Raw genomic sequence first — 14,517 nt, forward strand, 5'->3', positions numbered from 1 at the left:
GGCGGGTGCAGAACATTCTGTTGGGAGTTTCACAAAATGGCAGTTGCCTCCGGCGCCTATAAGAAAGCCCTCGAAGGCGATCAGCAACCCAAGCAGGTGCTGGTCAAGATCGATCGGGTCACGAAGAAGTTCGACGAAACCGTCGCGGTGGACGATGTCTCCCTCGAAATCAAGAAGGGCGAGATCTTCGCCCTGCTCGGCGGCTCCGGCTCGGGTAAATCGACCCTGCTGCGCATGCTGGCCGGTTTCGAACGTCCCACCGAAGGACGCATTTTCCTCGATGGCGTCGACATCACCGACATGCCGCCCTACGAGCGGCCGATCAACATGATGTTCCAGTCCTACGCGCTGTTCCCGCACATGACCGTGGCGCAGAACATCGCCTTCGGCCTGCAGCAGGACAAGATGCCCAAGGCCGAGATCGACGCCCGCGTGGCCGAGATGCTCAAGCTGGTGCACATGACCCAGTACGCCAAGCGCAAGCCGCACCAGCTCTCCGGCGGTCAGCGCCAGCGCGTGGCCCTGGCCCGCTCGCTGGCCAAGCGGCCGAAGCTGCTGCTGCTCGACGAGCCGATGGGTGCGCTGGACAAGAAACTGCGTTCGCAGATGCAGCTGGAACTGGTGGAAATCATCGAGCGGGTCGGTGTGACCTGCGTGATGGTGACCCACGACCAGGAAGAGGCCATGACCATGGCCCAGCGCATCGCCATCATGCACCTCGGCTGGATCGCCCAGATCGGCAGCCCGATCGACATCTACGAGACCCCGACCAGCCGCCTGGTCTGCGAGTTCATCGGCAACGTCAACCTGTTCGACGGCCAGGTCGTCGATGACGCCGAAGGCCACGCGCTGATCGCAAGCCCGGAGCTTGAGCGCAACATCTACGTCGGCCACGGTGTGACCACCTCGGTGGAAGACAAGTCGATCACCTACGCGCTGCGTCCGGAAAAACTCCTGATCACCACCCAGCAGCCGGCCTTCGAGTACAACTGGTCGCGCGGCAAGGTCCACGACATCGCCTACCTGGGCGGCCATTCGGTGTTCTACGTCGAGCTGCCGAGCGGCAAGATCGTCCAGTCCTTCGTCGCCAACGCCGAACGCCAGGGCTCGCGTCCGACCTGGGGCGATGAAGTTTACGTCTGGTGGGAAGACGACAGCGGCGTGGTACTGCGCTCATGAACATGCGCAAGCTCAAGCGAGCGCTCAACCGCGTAACGCCCGAGGGACGCCACGTCGTCATCGGGATCCCGTTCCTGTGGCTGTTCCTGTTCTTCATGCTGCCGTTCTTCATCGTCCTGAAGATCAGCTTCGCTGAAGCGGACGTGGCGATCCCGCCGTACACCGAGATCTACAGCTACGTCGAGGACAAGATCCAGGTCGTGCTCAACCTGGCCAACTATGGCCTGTTGACCGAGGACGACCTGTACATCTCGGCCTACCTGGGGTCGTTGAAGATGGCCTTCTTCAGCACCCTGCTGTGCCTGCTGATCGGCTACCCGATGGCCTATGCCATCGCCAACGCACGCAAGGACATCCAGACCGTCCTGCTGCTGCTGATCATGATGCCGACCTGGACCGCGATCCTAATCCGCGTCTATGCCTGGATGGGCATCCTCAGCAACAACGGCCTGCTCAACGCCTTCCTGCAATGGCTGGGCGTGATCGACCAGCCGCTGCAGATCCTCAACACCAACCTGGCGGTGTATATAGGCGTGGTCTATTCGTACCTGCCGTTCATGATCCTGCCGCTGTTCGCCAACCTGGTAAAACACGACCAGAGCCTGCTGGAAGCCGCGTCCGACCTGGGTTCGAGCCGCTTCAACAGCTTCTGGAAAATCACCGTGCCGCTGTCGAAGAACGGCATCATCGCCGGCTGCATGCTGGTGTTCATCCCGGTGGTGGGCGAGTTCGTGATTCCTGAGCTGCTGGGCGGTCCCGAGACCCTGATGATCGGCAAGGTCCTCTGGCAGGAATTCTTCAACAACCGTGACTGGCCGGTGGCCTCGGCCCTGGCGGTAGTGATGCTGGCGATCCTGATCGTGCCGATCCTGCTGTTCAACCGCAGCCAGGCGAAAGAGATGGAGGGCCGGGCATGAAGCGCGTCGGATTTTCCAATGTAATGCTGGTAGTCGGCCTGCTGTTCATCTACCTGCCGATGCTGATCCTGGTGATCTACTCGTTCAACGCCTCCAAGCTGGTGACGGTCTGGGGCGGCTGGTCGATCAAGTGGTACACGGGCCTGCTCGACAACACCCAGCTGATGGGTTCGGTGATGCGTTCGCTGGAGATCGCCTGCTACACGGCAATCGCCGCGGTGGCGCTGGGTACCCTGGCAGCGTTCGTGCTGACCCGGGTCACCCGCTTCAAGGGCCGTACCCTGTTCGGTGGCCTGGTCACCGCGCCGCTGGTTATGCCCGAGGTGATCACCGGTCTGTCGCTGTTGCTGCTGTTCGTGGCCATGGCGCAGATGATCGGCTGGCCGCAGGAGCGTGGCATCGTCACCATCTGGATCGCCCACACCACCTTCTGTGCTGCGTATGTGGCGGTGGTGGTGTCGGCCCGTCTGCGCGAGCTGGACCTGTCCATCGAAGAGGCGGCCATGGACCTGGGGGCGCGGCCGTGGAAGGTGTTCTTCCTGATCACCATCCCGATGATCGCGCCGTCGCTGGCGGCGGGCGGCATGATGTCGTTCGCCCTGTCGCTGGATGACCTGGTACTGGCGAGCTTCGTGTCGGGCCCGGGTTCGACCACCTTGCCGATGGAAGTGTTCTCGGCGGTGCGCCTGGGCGTGAAGCCCGAGATCAACGCCGTGGCCAGCCTGATCCTGCTGGCGGTATCGCTGGCGACCTTCTTCGTCTGGTACTTCAGCCGCCGTGCCGAAGAGCGCCGCAAGCGCGCTATCCAGCAGGCGATCGAGGAAGCGGCGGCGGATGGCTGGAAGCAGCCTGAAGCGCGGCGTCCGGCTCAGGCCTGATCTGAGGCCTTGAGGGCCTCATCGCTGGCAAGCCAGCTCCCACAAGGACCGCGTGCACCGCGAACCCTGTGGGAGCTGGCTTGTCGGACCGCCGCACCGCAGCGATAGGGCCCTCAAACCCAAAGCAAATCTATTTGCCTGGCACCAGTCTCAAAGTCCCCTCGGTCTCCCCCGCCAACCCCAACCAGGCCCTCTGGTACTGCCCTTCAATGTAGGGCTTCGCCTGATCCCCATAATGCCGATCGAACAACACCCCGCTCTGCCCGACCGGGTTGATGCTCAGTGCCGTCCCGGCATCGGCGAAATCGATCAGGCGCCGGGTCGACGGCCCATAGGTCACCGGCCAGGGCGCCGGCCCGATCTTCGCCGACAGGTTGTTCGGCACCTCATGGGTCCCCGGTGCCGCGAACGACCCGACATTGAACAGCCTGTCCAACGGCTTCTGCATGCCCAGCGGATGCCCGTGGGTCAGGGTATGCGCCTTGCCCCACTGCCAGCCTGCCGGATCCTTGCCGAAAGTTTCGCCCAGATGCGCGAGGGTCTTGTCCCATGCCTGCTTGACCACCGCCGTGCGGCTGCCGCGCTCGCTGCTGCCCTGGGTGTCCCACCAGGGTGAATCAGCATCGGCAGCCAGGCGCGGCAGGGCATCGTCGATCACCCGGGTCGAGATCATTGCCTGGAACCAGGCATCGCCCAGTTCGTCATGCATCGCTGCGTAGGCCAGTTCGTAGAGGAACTGGTTGAACAGCGTGGCACTGACCGAATCCAGCGGATAATCGCCGCGCCATGCGGCCAGTTGTTCCACCAACTCGCGGCCCTGGGCGTCCTGCACCACCTGGCGCAGCACCGGCAACAGCGGGCCAAGGGTCCGCGGGCCGTAGTCGGTGCTGGTGCCCAGTTGCAGCGCCTGGCTGTTCTGCAGGTCCCATTTGACCTGGTCGTTCGCCAGTTGCCGGTCCAGCTCGCGGCCGCGGTCCGGCAGGTTGTAGTAGCCGGGGATCGGCACGCCGGTGGGCGATAGCGGCTGGAAGTTGGCCGAGACGATGTAGCCGCTGGCCGGGTTCACCGACTGCGGGTTGACGCTGAACGGGTAGAACCCGGACTTGTCCGCGTCGCCGCTGCTGCCGTCGAGGATAAAGGCCGGGTTGACCCCGTCCGGACGGACCGGCAAGGCCGCCGCCGCCCACCAGCCGATATCGCCACGGGCATTGGCCCAGACGAAGTTCAGCCCCGGCGCCTGGACCTTCTGCACCGCCGTGCGCATGGCCTCCAGGGTGCTGGCGCGGTTGATCTCGTAGAAACCGTCGAGGATCGGGTTGGCGCTTTCGAGGAAGGCCCACCACATGGCCACCGGCGTCGGCCCGGCGTCTTCGCCGAGGACCTTGTTGACGATCGGACCGTGGGGCGAGCGCAGCAGGGTGATGGTCTGGGTCGGCCCGCCCTTGACCTTGATCTGCTGCTCGCTGCGCACCAGGTCCTGCCACTGGCCGTGGACCATGACCTGCCCGGGGTTATCCGGATTGACCTTCTCGGCGATCAGGTCGACATCGTCGTTCTGGAACATGGTCAGGCTCCAGCCGAACTCGCGGTTGTGCCCGAGGGAGGCGAAGGGGTTGAGCGCCTGGTGATAGCCATACAGATGGAAGCCCGGCGCCGACAGCTCGGCCTCGTACCACACGGCCGGGACCGAGAAACGGATATGCGGGTCGCCGGCCAGCAACGGCTTGCCGCTACGGGTGCGGCTGCCGCTGACCGCCCAGGCGTTGCTGCCCTCGAACTGCGGCAGGCCGGCCTCGGCGAAGGCTTGCTGGCTGACCTGGGCCAGTTGGCCGAGGGACTTCCAGTCGGCAGCGGCCAGGGCGGTGGGGTGTTGCAGGACGCCGTCGGGGTGCCAGTCCAGGTCGAAGACCTTCAGGTACTGGCTGCCGAGATGGTCGCGGACGAAGGTCAGCAGCGGTTCGGTGCGGAACGCGGCGGCAAAGCTGTAGGCCATGAAGCCGGCGATGCTCAGGGTGTCCTGGGCCGTGAACGGGCGCGGGGTGATGCCCAGCACGTCGAACTCCATGGGGCGCGGATGTGTGTCCTGCCAGGCATTCACGCCTTCGAGGTAGGCTTGCAGGGCTTTCCAGGCGGGGGACTGCTTGTCCTGCCGGTCGACCATCACCTGCGCCTGCTCGCCGATGCGCAGGCTGCGGAACAGGGTATCGGTCGCGACCATCTTCGACCCCAGCACCTCGGCCAGTTCGCCCTTGGCCAGGCGTCGGGTGATCTCCATCTGGAACAGACGGTCCTGGGCGTGCACGTAGCCCAGGGCACGGTACAGGTCGCTCTCGTTCTGCGCCTGGATATGCGGCACGCCGCGCTCGTCGTAGCGCACGCTGACCGGTGCCTGGAGCTTCGCCAGGGCGATCTCGCCGTCGCGTTGCGGCTGCTTGCCTTGCACATACAGATAGCCGGCACCGGCTGCCGCGACGGCAATGGCAACGGCGAGAAGGGTAAGGCGGCGTTTCATCGAAGCTCCTTGGGGATCTTTCAGCCAGCGAGTCGGTCATGATCGGACAGAGGATAGACTTTGCCAGCCGAGAGATCAGCCAGGAGTGAGGGCCAATGGACATCAGTGAAAAACACAAGATGCTGAGCGGACAGCTGTATCGCGCCACCTGCCCCGAGTTGCAGGCCGAACAGATCGCCAACAAGCACTGGATGCAGCGCTACAACGACTCGGCCGACCTGCTCAACGAGCAGCGGCATGGGATGTTGGTGGAGCATTTCGCCAAAGTGGGTGCCGGTGCGGTGATCCGGCCGCCGTTCTATTGCGACTACGGCTACAACATCGAGATTGGCGCCAATGTGTTCATCAACTTCAACTGCGTGATTCTCGACATTTGCAGCGTGAGCATCGGCGACGACTGCCAGATCGGGCCGGCGGTGCAGATCTACGGGGCGGATCATCCGCGGGACCCGGTGGTCAGGCGCAGTGGGCTGGAGAGCGGGAAGCCGGTGAAGATCGGCAGGAATGTGTGGATTGGTGGTGGGGCGATCATCCTGCCGGGGGTAGCGGTGGGGGATGACGCGATCATTGGTGCCGGTAGCGTGGTGACCCGGGATGTGCCGGCGGGGGCGACGGTGATGGGCAATCCTGCTCGAGCGCAGTAGAAGGGGGGACGCGTACCCTGTGGGAGCTGGCTTGCCAGCGATTACGATAGTGAGTTCTCCACCGCAATCGCTGGCAAGCCAGCTCCCACAAGGTCCGCGTTGTTAATCAGTCCAGGGGCAGTAACAGCCCACCGCCATCGTCTGTGTCACTTTCACCGGCCGGCCCTCGGTCAGCGCCTGCAGGATCGGCTCGATAAAGCTGTTGCCGGCATTGCAGGTGGCCCCTTCGCTGTACGGCCCGAAGTACGCCAGGTTGCCGTCCTGGTCCCAGATCGCCACGGCCGGGCTGGCCGGCAGGTGCTCGGCGCCGGGCAGGTTGGTGATGGGCTTCAGTGCGCCCAGGTTGGCGGGAAGCTGCCCGTGGGTGCCCGGCTTCTGCACCACATGGAAGGCCACGCCCTGCGGCCCGTAGTGCTCGATCAGCTCGCCCAGGTGCTGCTGGTTGCCGACATTGCACGGGCAGGCCGGGTCCCAGAAATGCACCAGGCGGATCGGGCCGGGGCCTGCGAGTTCGGGCGGCAGGCGCAGATGGTCGCCGGCGAACAGCGCGGTCTGGTTGTCGAACGGGCGCAGGTAGCGGCTCTGGAAGTTGTCATAGGCCAGCCACAGCCCGGCAGCGCAAAGGGCGAGGGTGAGGGCGGCGAACAGTGTTTTCCCCGACATGGGCAATACCGGCAAATTAAAGGGGGCCAGCTTGCCATGCCCCCGCCGACAGATGAATATCGCAGATCAATCCTTTCTCGCCTTTCCGGAAGCCTTACATGTCCGCCTCGTTCCAAGCCGATTCCCTGCGTGCCAGCCTGCCTCCCCTGGCAGCGCGTCAGCCGTTGTCGGTCGAAGGCCAGGCCTACCAGCGTTTCTATGGCCTGGACCGGGTGCCTTGCGCGACGAGCTGGCTGGGACGCTTCTCCTGCGCCGGGTTCGAAGTGGTCAGCCAGGCCTGGCTACCCGAGCAGCCGGTGGCGACCCTGGTGCTGCTGCATGGCTTCTACGATCACATGGGCTTGTACCGCCATGTGATCGATTGGGCCCTGCAACAGCAGTTTGCGGTGATCTCCTGCGACCTGCCGGGCCATGGCCTGTCCAGCGGCGAGCGGGCCAGCATCGATGATTTCGCCGTGTACCAGCAGGTGCTGGATGAGTTGTTCCGTCAGGCCGCCGCTCTCCAGCTACCGCAGCCCTGGCATCTCTGTGGACAGAGCACCGGTGGCGCCATCGCCGTCGATCACCTGCTGCACAAGGGCGAAAACAGCCCGGTCAGCGGTGAGGTGATCCTGCTCTCGCCGCTGGTCCGGCCACGGGCCTGGGGCTGGTCGAAGCTCAGCTATTTCTTGCTGAAACCCTTCGTCAACGGCATCGCCCGGCGCTTCAGCGAGAACAGCAACGACCCGACGTTCCTGCCGTTCCTCCTCGCCGACCCCTTGCAGCCGCGTCGGCTGCCCACCGCCTGGGTCGGTGCATTGCTCGAATGGGTACGGCGCATCGAGGCGGCGCCGGGCAGTGCGCGCCGGCCGCTGATCGTGCAGGGGGAGGAGGACATGACGGTGGACTGGCGCTACAACCTCGAAGTGCTCAAGGACAAGTTCGATGCGCCGAGCATCCTGATGCTGCCCGAAGCCCGGCACCACCTGGCCAACGAACTGCCGGAGATTCGCCGGCGCTACTTCGAGTTCATCGAGCAGCGCCTGGGCTGATCACTTCAGGTCGGAGGTGTTCTGCCCGACGGCGAGGCCGGCGCGGATCGCGGCCACGGCGGCCTTGTAGTAGGCCTGCCCTTCGGTGGACTCGGCGAAGGTGGCGAACTCGTCCAGCTCGGCATCGGACAGGTCGCGGTAGACGTAGAGCAGGGTGTTGTTCAGGTCTTCGCCGATTTGCTGCATCAGGCGCTGGCGCTGCCCGTCCAGCATGCCCTGGGCCTGACCGCCGCCGAACAGGCCGGGAATCATCTGGCTGAGGCTGTCGGCGGCGACGCCGGCGATCGCCAGGCTGACTTCGGCACCGGCCTCGCGGGCCGGCAGGGCCTGGGCCAGGTGGCCGATGATCAGCAGGCGGCTGTCGCTGGCCTGCATCTTCGGCAGGCCCTTGGCGTTCTTGGCCAACTGGTCGCGGCGGGTGGCGAGCAGTTCGGCGGCCACCACCTTGCGCCCCAGCGGCGACTGGAAGAAGGTCAGTGCGGGATTGGGGTCTTTCAGGTTGGCGCGCAGCTGGGCTTCGGCGCGGCGGTCCACGGCCTTGGCCTCGAAACGCTGGTTGCTGTTGTCCACCAATGCCTGGAACACCGCGGGCGGCAGGCTTTTCTGGTAGCGCTGCTGGGCGGCGGCGATGGCATCGGAGAAGTGGGCGCGCTGATCAGGCCAGCCGGCGACCTTGTACAGCTGATCGAGGGAGTCTGCCCAGACAGGCGTGGTGCAGATCATCAACAGCAGAAAAAACAAACGGCGCATTCAGGACTCCTGTCGGCAGGCCGCTATTGTCCGTGGCCTTGCGGGGCTTTGTCGAGACGCCCGTGAATCGATGCGACCAAGTGGCGCTGTCGGTTTGCCCGACGGCCCGTTACCATGCGCGCCATGCACATATCCTCAGAACATCCGCAGATTCTCAGTATTGTCGATGACCTCGCCAGCCAGGGCTGGTCGCGCCAGGACATCTTCTTGCCCGACGCCCTGACCCGGGCCCTGGCGGCCGAGTGCCGGCAGCGCGCCGCACAAGGCGAGCTGGCGCCGGCGGCGGTGGGGCGGGGTCAGGGCCAGGAAGTCCGCGAAGGCATTCGTGGCGACCATATCCTCTGGCTCGAACCGGGTCAGTCCGAGGCCTGTGACCAGTACCTGGCGCTGATGGACGTCCTGCGTGAAGCGCTGAACCGCGACTTCTACCTCGGGCTGGAGGACTTCGAGTGCCATTTCGCCCAGTACCCGGCGGGCACTTTCTATCGCAAGCACCTCGACCGCTTCCGGGATGATGACCGGCGCACTGTGTCGGCGATCATCTATCTCAATGAGGAATGGGGCTCGCAGGATGGCGGCGAGCTGCGCATCTATCTGGCCGACGGCAGCGAGCGGGATATCCCGCCGGTGGGCGGCAGCCTGATCGTGTTCATGTCCGCCGACCTGCCCCATGAAGTGTTGATGGCGCATCGCGAGCGTCTTTCCGTCACTGGCTGGTTCCGCCGTCGTGGCAACGACCCCTTCTGACCTGCCGCGGGTGCTGGTGAGCGCCTGCCTGCTGGGCCAGCCGGTGCGTTACGACGGGCGTGCCAGCGGGCATCCCGATCTGCTGCAGACCTGGCAGAAGCAGGGGCGAGTGGTGCCGTTGTGTCCGGAGGTGGCGGGCGGGCTGCCGACGCCAAGGCCGCCGGCGGAGATCCCCGGTGGGCAGGGCGGGGCGGTGCTGGACGGCGAAGCGCAGGTGGTGACGGTACTCGGGGAGGATGTCAGCGCCGAGTTTCTCGCCGGGGCGCGGCTGGCGCTGGAATTGGTGCGGCGGAATGGGATCCGGGTGGCGGTGTTGAAGGCGGGGAGTCCGTCGTGTGGCAACCGGCTGGTGTATGACGGGACCTTCAGTGGCAACAAGATTGCCGGTGAGGGAGTGACCAGTGCCTTGCTGCGGCGGGAGGGGGTGCTGGTGTTCAGTGAGCTGGAGCTGGATGAGGCTGCTCGGGCCTTGGATCTGCTGTGACTTTCAGGGCCTCATCGCTGGCAAGCCAGCTCCAACAGGTACTGCACAAGTCTCAAGGCCTGTGCTGACCCTGTGGGAGCTGGCTTGCCGGCGATGAGGCCATCAGCAGCGCTGAAGATCTACTGCTTGGGCGGCTCGCTGGCATCCACCCCGAACCACTTCTTCGACAACGCACTCAAGCGGCCATCATCCTTGACCCGCTGCAGCGCATTGTCCAGCGCACTCTGGAACGCCGGGTTGCCCTTCTGGAACGGAATCGCCAGCTTCAGCACCGGCCCCACCGTCGCGCCCTCGGTCACCGGCAGATTGCTTTCCTTGATCGCATAGGGAATCAGCAGCCGGTCACTCACCGCACCATCGATCTGCTCATCGGCCACTTCCTTGATCGGCTGGATCGCATCCTGGTAGCTGTGCAGGTCCACGCCCTCGACATTCTGCGCCTGGGCGGCGAACGAACTGCCCTGGACCACGCCAAGGCTGTGTCCCTTGAAGGATTCGAGGTTGTGCAGGGGGCGCTTTTCTTCCTGGCGCACGATCAACTGGGCGACGGTGTAACTGTAGGGATTGCTGAAATCCAGGTGTTCTTTCAACTCTGCGGTAGTGGCAATCTGATTAATCGCCACATCGTATTTGCCACTTTCCACGCCCGGCAGAAGTTCGCTGGAGTCCACCACGATAAAGTCGGCATTGACGTCCAGCTCTTTGGCGAGCAGTTGCCCCAATTCCACTTCGAATCCGCTCAGTTGCCCGGCAGTATCACGAAAGTTGAAAGGTGGCGTTTTGGCTTCAATGGCAATTCGCAATTCATTGCGGTCGACGATATCGTCGAAAATGTCCGCGTGTGCCCACGGGCTGAGCAGGCTGGTGGCTAATAGTGCCCCGGTAATGAAACGCATCTGAGCCCCTTTTCTTCTCATTGGCAATTAAACACGCCGTGGCTTCTGGCATGGCCCCGGTCAAGAGCCCCTTGTGACCGCATCCTTCCCCGGATGTTTAACCCTAGTTGAAATATTTCCGTGGGAATAATGCAACCTCATGTTTTCAACGGCAAATAAAAAGGGAGGCCACCAGGGCCTCCCTTTTCAACAGCAGGAAGAGATCAGAACAGGACGCGGGAACGGATGGTGCCCTTGACCTGTTGCAGTTTCTCTTGCGCCAGGTCCGAGTACTCGGCGTCGACGTCGATCACCACGTAACCGACTTTCTCGTTGGTCTGCAGGAACTGACCGGAGATGTTGATGCCGTTCTCGGCGAAGACCTTGTTGATCTCGCTGAGCACGCCCGGGATGTTTTCGTGGATGTGCAGCAGGCGGTGCTTGCCAGGGTGGGCCGGCAGGGCCACTTCCGGGAAGTTGACCGACGACACCGAAGTACCGTTGTCGCTGTACTTGACCAGCTTTTCGGCCACTTCCAGGCCGATGTTGGCCTGGGCTTCGGCGGTGGAGCCACCGATGTGCGGGGTCAGGATCACGTTGTCCAGGCCACGCAGCGGGCTTTCGAACTCTTCGTCGTTGGACCGCGGCTCGACCGGGAACACGTCGATGGCCGCGCCGATCAGGTGCTTGTCACGAATCGCGGCAGCCAGGTGATCCAGCTCGACCACGGTACCGCGGGCGGCGTTGATCAGGATCGAGCCCTTCTTCATCGCGCGGATTTCCTTCTCGCCGATCATCCACTGGGTGGATGGCAGCTCAGGCACGTGCAGCGAGACGATGTCGGCCAGGCCCAGCAGTTCGTGCAGGCTGGTGACCTGGGTGGCGTTGCCCAGCGGCAGCTTGGTCAGCGGGTCGAAGAAGAACACCTGCATGCCCAGGCTTTCGGCCAGGACCGACAGTTGGGTCCCGATCGAGCCGTAGCCGACGATGCCCAGCTTCTTGCCGCGGATCTCGAAGGAGTTGGCCGCGCTCTTGATCCAGCCACCACGGTGACAGGACGCATTTTTCTCCGGGATGCCGCGCAGCAGCAGGATGGCCTCGGCCAGCACCAGCTCGGCAACGGAGCGGGTGTTGGAGTACGGCGCGTTGAACACGGCGATGCCGCGCTCGCGGGCCGCGTCCAGGTCAACCTGGTTGGTACCGATGCAGAAGCAGCCGACAGCGACCAGTTTCTTGGCGCAATCGAAGATTTCTTCAGTCAGTTGGGTGCGGGAGCGAATACCGATGAAGTGGGCATCGGCGATCTTTTCCTTCAGCTCGGCTTCCGGCAGGGAACCGGTGAGGTACTCGATGTTGGTGTACCCGGCGGCCTTGAGGACGTCCACGGCGTTCTGGTGGACCCCTTCGAGAAGAAGGAACTTGATCTTGCTCTTATCGAGAGAAGTCTTGCTCATCTGCGTAAACCTGTGTCCCGGAGAAAAATGGCAGGGAAGTGAAGCCGTCGCAGAATCGGCGGGGAGCACGATCAGCGGGGGGCGTATGCTAGCATACCGGCGCCGCGCTCAGACCATCCCCGGCACGTGAAGTGTGCTCAGGGTGACCATGAATAGTTCGAGAGTTCCCCCGATGATCGATCCCGTTCTGCTTGCTGAACTGATGACCCTTGTCGAGCCCGGCAAGGTCCTGACCGATGCCCCTTCCCTTGAAGCGTATGGCAAGGACTGGACCAGGCACTTCCCACCCGCGCCGTCGGCCATCGTCTTCCCCAAGACCGTCGAGCAGGTCCAGGCCATCGTCCTCTGGGCCAACCGGCATAAGGTCGCCCTGGTGCCCTCGGGCGGCCGCACCGGTCTGTCCGCCGCCGCCGTCGCGGCCCATGGCGAGGTGGTGGTGTCCTTCGACTATATGAACCGCATCCTCGATTTCAGCCCCTTCGACCGTACCGTGGTCTGCCAGCCGGGGGTGATCACCGCGCAACTGCAGGCGTTCGCCGAAGAGCAGGGCCTGTATTACCCGGTGGACTTCGCTTCGTCCGGTTCCAGCCAGATCGGCGGCAATATCGGCACCAATGCCGGCGGTATCAAGGTCATTCGCTACGGCATGACCCGCAACTGGGTGGCCGGCCTCAAGGTGGTCACCGGCAAGGGCGAGCTGCTTGAGCTGAACAAGGACCTGATCAAGAACGCCACCGGCTACGACCTGCGCCAGCTGTTCATCGGCGCCGAAGGCACCCTGGGCTTTGTCGTCGAAGCCACCATGCGCCTCGATCGTGCCCCGAAGAACCTCACCGCGATGGTGCTCGGCACCCCCGATTTCGACTCGATCATGCCGGTGCTGCACGCCTTCCAGAGCAAGCTGGATCTGACCGCCTTCGAGTTCTTCTCCGATAAGGGCCTGGCCAAGATCCTCGACCGCGGCGACGTGCCGGCGCCGTTCGCCACGGACTGCCCGTTCTACGCCCTGCTGGAATTCGAAGCCACCACCGAGGACGTCGCCAACGACGCGCTGGCGCTGTTCGAGCATTGCGTGGAGCAGGGCTGGGTGCTGGACGGGGTGATGAGCCAGAGCGAGCAGCAGTTGCGCAACCTGTGGAAATTGCGCGAATACCTGTCGGAAACCATTTCCCACTGGACCCCGTACAAGAACGATATCTCCGTGACCGTGGCCAGGGTCCCGGACTTCCTGCGCGATATCGACGTGATCGTCAGCAACAGCTACCCGGATTTCATCGTGGTCTGGTACGGCCACATCGGTGATGGCAACCTGCACCTGAACATCCTCAAGCCGGATGACATGGGCAAGGACGAGTTCTTCGCCAAGTGCGCCGTGGTCAACAAGCAGGTGTTCGAGGTGGTCGAGAAGTACAACGGTTCGATTTCCGCCGAGCACGGGGTGGGCATGACCAAGCGCGATTACCTTGAATACAGCCGCTCCCCGGCGGAAATTCTCTATATGAAAGCAGTCAAGGCGGTGTTCGACCCCAACGGGATCATGAACCCGGGCAAGATCTTCGCCCCCGAGTGACCCACCGCCACGGATTCAACCAGTGCTCCAGGAGTCGGCCATGAGCTATCAGCACCAATACGTAGACGGAACGCGCATCCACTTCCCGCTGGGCAAAGTGGTGTGCATCGGGCGCAACTACGCCGAACACGCCAAGGAACTGGACAACCCGATCCCCACCGAGCCCCTGCTGTTCATCAAGCCGGGCAGTTGCGTGGTGCCACTGGAAGGCGGTTTCGCCATCCCCGCCGAGCGTGGCTCGGTGCACTACGAGGCGGAAATTGCCGTGCTGCTGGGCAAGTCCCTGTCGCCGAAGCCGTCCGAGGAAGAAGTACTGGACGCCATTTCCGGTTTCGCTCCGGCCCTGGACCTGACCCTGCGTGACCTGCAGTCCCAGCTCAAGGACAAGGGGCTGCCGTGGGAACGCGCCAAGTGCTTCGACGGCGCCTGCGTCCTGCCGCCGTTCGTGGTCGGCAGCACTTTCGAAGACCTGGCCGACATCGGCATTCGCCTGACCATCAATGGTGAAGTGCGCCAGGACGGCAGCAGTGCGCTGATGCTCAACCCGATCGTGCCGATGATCCAGCACATGGCCTCGCAGTTCTCCCTGCAGGCGGGCGATGTGATCCTGACCGGCACGCCGGTGGGTGTCGGCCCGCTGAACCCGGGCGATGAGCTGGTGCTGGAACTGCCGGGCGCGAGCCGCTTCGAGGGCAAGGTGCTCTGACCCAAAAAGGGGCAGCCGCAATGGCTGCCCCTTTGTCGACGCCCTTCGTCGACTTTTACCGTTTTTTTCACAAATCATCTGGATAATTCCCATCCGGTCTTGCTGCG

At 63.8% G+C, this 14,517-nt stretch carries 14 protein-coding genes; 9 read left to right on the top strand and 5 right to left on the bottom strand.

Annotation, left to right across the window (positions count from 1 at the left end):
- Positions 1–36 precede the first annotated feature (36 nt).
- Genes potA through PSEMO_RS09815 form a run of 3 tightly spaced genes read left to right on the top strand, consistent with a single transcriptional unit; the run spans position 37 to position 2,974 of the window.
- Positions 37–1,179, top strand: coding sequence for a polyamine ABC transporter ATP-binding protein (potA, locus tag PSEMO_RS09805; protein WP_075802872.1), 1,143 nt, complete (start codon positions 37–39; stop codon positions 1,177–1,179).
- Complete coding sequence (locus tag PSEMO_RS09810) at positions 1,176–2,096, top strand: ABC transporter permease subunit (RefSeq protein WP_075802873.1); 921 nt, start codon at positions 1,176–1,178, stop codon at positions 2,094–2,096. The genes potA and PSEMO_RS09810 overlap by 4 nt, the downstream gene beginning before the upstream one ends.
- Complete coding sequence (locus tag PSEMO_RS09815; protein WP_075802874.1) at positions 2,093–2,974, top strand: ABC transporter permease subunit; 882 nt, start codon at positions 2,093–2,095, stop codon at positions 2,972–2,974. Before PSEMO_RS09810 ends, PSEMO_RS09815 begins: the two co-directional genes overlap by 4 nt.
- Before the next feature lie 130 nt (positions 2,975–3,104).
- Here PSEMO_RS09815 and PSEMO_RS09820 read toward each other — a convergent pair whose 3' ends face one another.
- Complete coding sequence (locus tag PSEMO_RS09820; RefSeq protein ID WP_075802875.1) at positions 3,105–5,486, bottom strand: penicillin acylase family protein; 2,382 nt, start codon at positions 5,484–5,486, stop codon at positions 3,105–3,107.
- Positions 5,487–5,581: 95 nt separating this feature from the next.
- Here PSEMO_RS09820 and PSEMO_RS09825 point away from each other — a divergent pair, with 95 nt between their 5' ends.
- Positions 5,582–6,130 (top strand): sugar O-acetyltransferase, encoded by a 549-nt coding sequence (locus PSEMO_RS09825; RefSeq protein ID WP_075802876.1) that lies wholly within the window; start codon positions 5,582–5,584, stop codon positions 6,128–6,130.
- A gap of 102 nt (positions 6,131–6,232) precedes the next feature.
- On the opposite strand, the gene PSEMO_RS09830 is transcribed toward PSEMO_RS09825, so the two are convergent.
- Positions 6,233–6,793, bottom strand: coding sequence for a DUF6436 domain-containing protein (locus PSEMO_RS09830; protein WP_075802877.1), 561 nt, complete (start codon positions 6,791–6,793; stop codon positions 6,233–6,235).
- A 98-nt stretch (positions 6,794–6,891) separates the two neighbouring features.
- Here PSEMO_RS09830 and PSEMO_RS09835 point away from each other — a divergent pair, with 98 nt between their 5' ends.
- Complete coding sequence (locus PSEMO_RS09835; protein ID WP_075802878.1) at positions 6,892–7,824, top strand: alpha/beta hydrolase; 933 nt, start codon at positions 6,892–6,894, stop codon at positions 7,822–7,824.
- Here the strand turns inward: PSEMO_RS09835 and PSEMO_RS09840 are convergent, their stop codons facing one another.
- Positions 7,825–8,574 carry a DUF2059 domain-containing protein gene (locus tag PSEMO_RS09840; protein ID WP_075802879.1) on the bottom strand — a complete coding sequence of 250 codons (750 nt, stop codon included), beginning with the start codon at positions 8,572–8,574 and terminating at the stop codon, positions 7,825–7,827.
- A gap of 114 nt (positions 8,575–8,688) precedes the next feature.
- Between PSEMO_RS09840 and PSEMO_RS09845 the strand changes: the two genes are divergently transcribed.
- Positions 8,689–9,321 carry a 2OG-Fe(II) oxygenase gene (locus PSEMO_RS09845; RefSeq protein WP_075802880.1) on the top strand — a complete coding sequence of 211 codons (633 nt, stop codon included), beginning with the start codon at positions 8,689–8,691 and terminating at the stop codon, positions 9,319–9,321.
- The gene (locus PSEMO_RS09850; RefSeq protein WP_075802881.1) at positions 9,302–9,805 is read left to right on the top strand and encodes a DUF523 domain-containing protein; all 504 of its coding nucleotides are present in this window, start codon (positions 9,302–9,304) and stop codon (positions 9,803–9,805) included. The genes PSEMO_RS09845 and PSEMO_RS09850 overlap by 20 nt, the downstream gene beginning before the upstream one ends.
- Before the next feature lie 119 nt (positions 9,806–9,924).
- On the opposite strand, the gene PSEMO_RS09855 is transcribed toward PSEMO_RS09850, so the two are convergent.
- Together PSEMO_RS09855 and serA are read right to left on the bottom strand one after the other, a co-directional pair.
- Positions 9,925–10,701 carry a transporter substrate-binding domain-containing protein gene (locus tag PSEMO_RS09855; RefSeq protein WP_075802882.1) on the bottom strand — a complete coding sequence of 259 codons (777 nt, stop codon included), beginning with the start codon at positions 10,699–10,701 and terminating at the stop codon, positions 9,925–9,927.
- Between the two features lie 203 nt (positions 10,702–10,904).
- On the bottom strand, positions 10,905–12,134 hold the full coding sequence (gene serA / locus PSEMO_RS09860) for a phosphoglycerate dehydrogenase (protein WP_075802883.1): 1,230 nt from the start codon (positions 12,132–12,134) through the stop codon (positions 10,905–10,907).
- Between the two features lie 172 nt (positions 12,135–12,306).
- Here serA and PSEMO_RS09865 point away from each other — a divergent pair, with 172 nt between their 5' ends.
- On the top strand, positions 12,307–13,704 hold the full coding sequence (locus tag PSEMO_RS09865) for an FAD-binding oxidoreductase (protein ID WP_075802884.1): 1,398 nt from the start codon (positions 12,307–12,309) through the stop codon (positions 13,702–13,704).
- Positions 13,705–13,744: 40 nt separating this feature from the next.
- The gene (locus PSEMO_RS09870) at positions 13,745–14,410 is read left to right on the top strand and encodes a fumarylacetoacetate hydrolase family protein (protein WP_075802885.1); all 666 of its coding nucleotides are present in this window, start codon (positions 13,745–13,747) and stop codon (positions 14,408–14,410) included.
- The last annotated feature ends 107 nt before the right edge of the window (positions 14,411–14,517 follow it).

It is taken from the genome of Pseudomonas putida (assembly GCF_001941965.1).
Lineage (GTDB): Bacteria > Pseudomonadota > Gammaproteobacteria > Pseudomonadales > Pseudomonadaceae > Aquipseudomonas > Aquipseudomonas putida_L.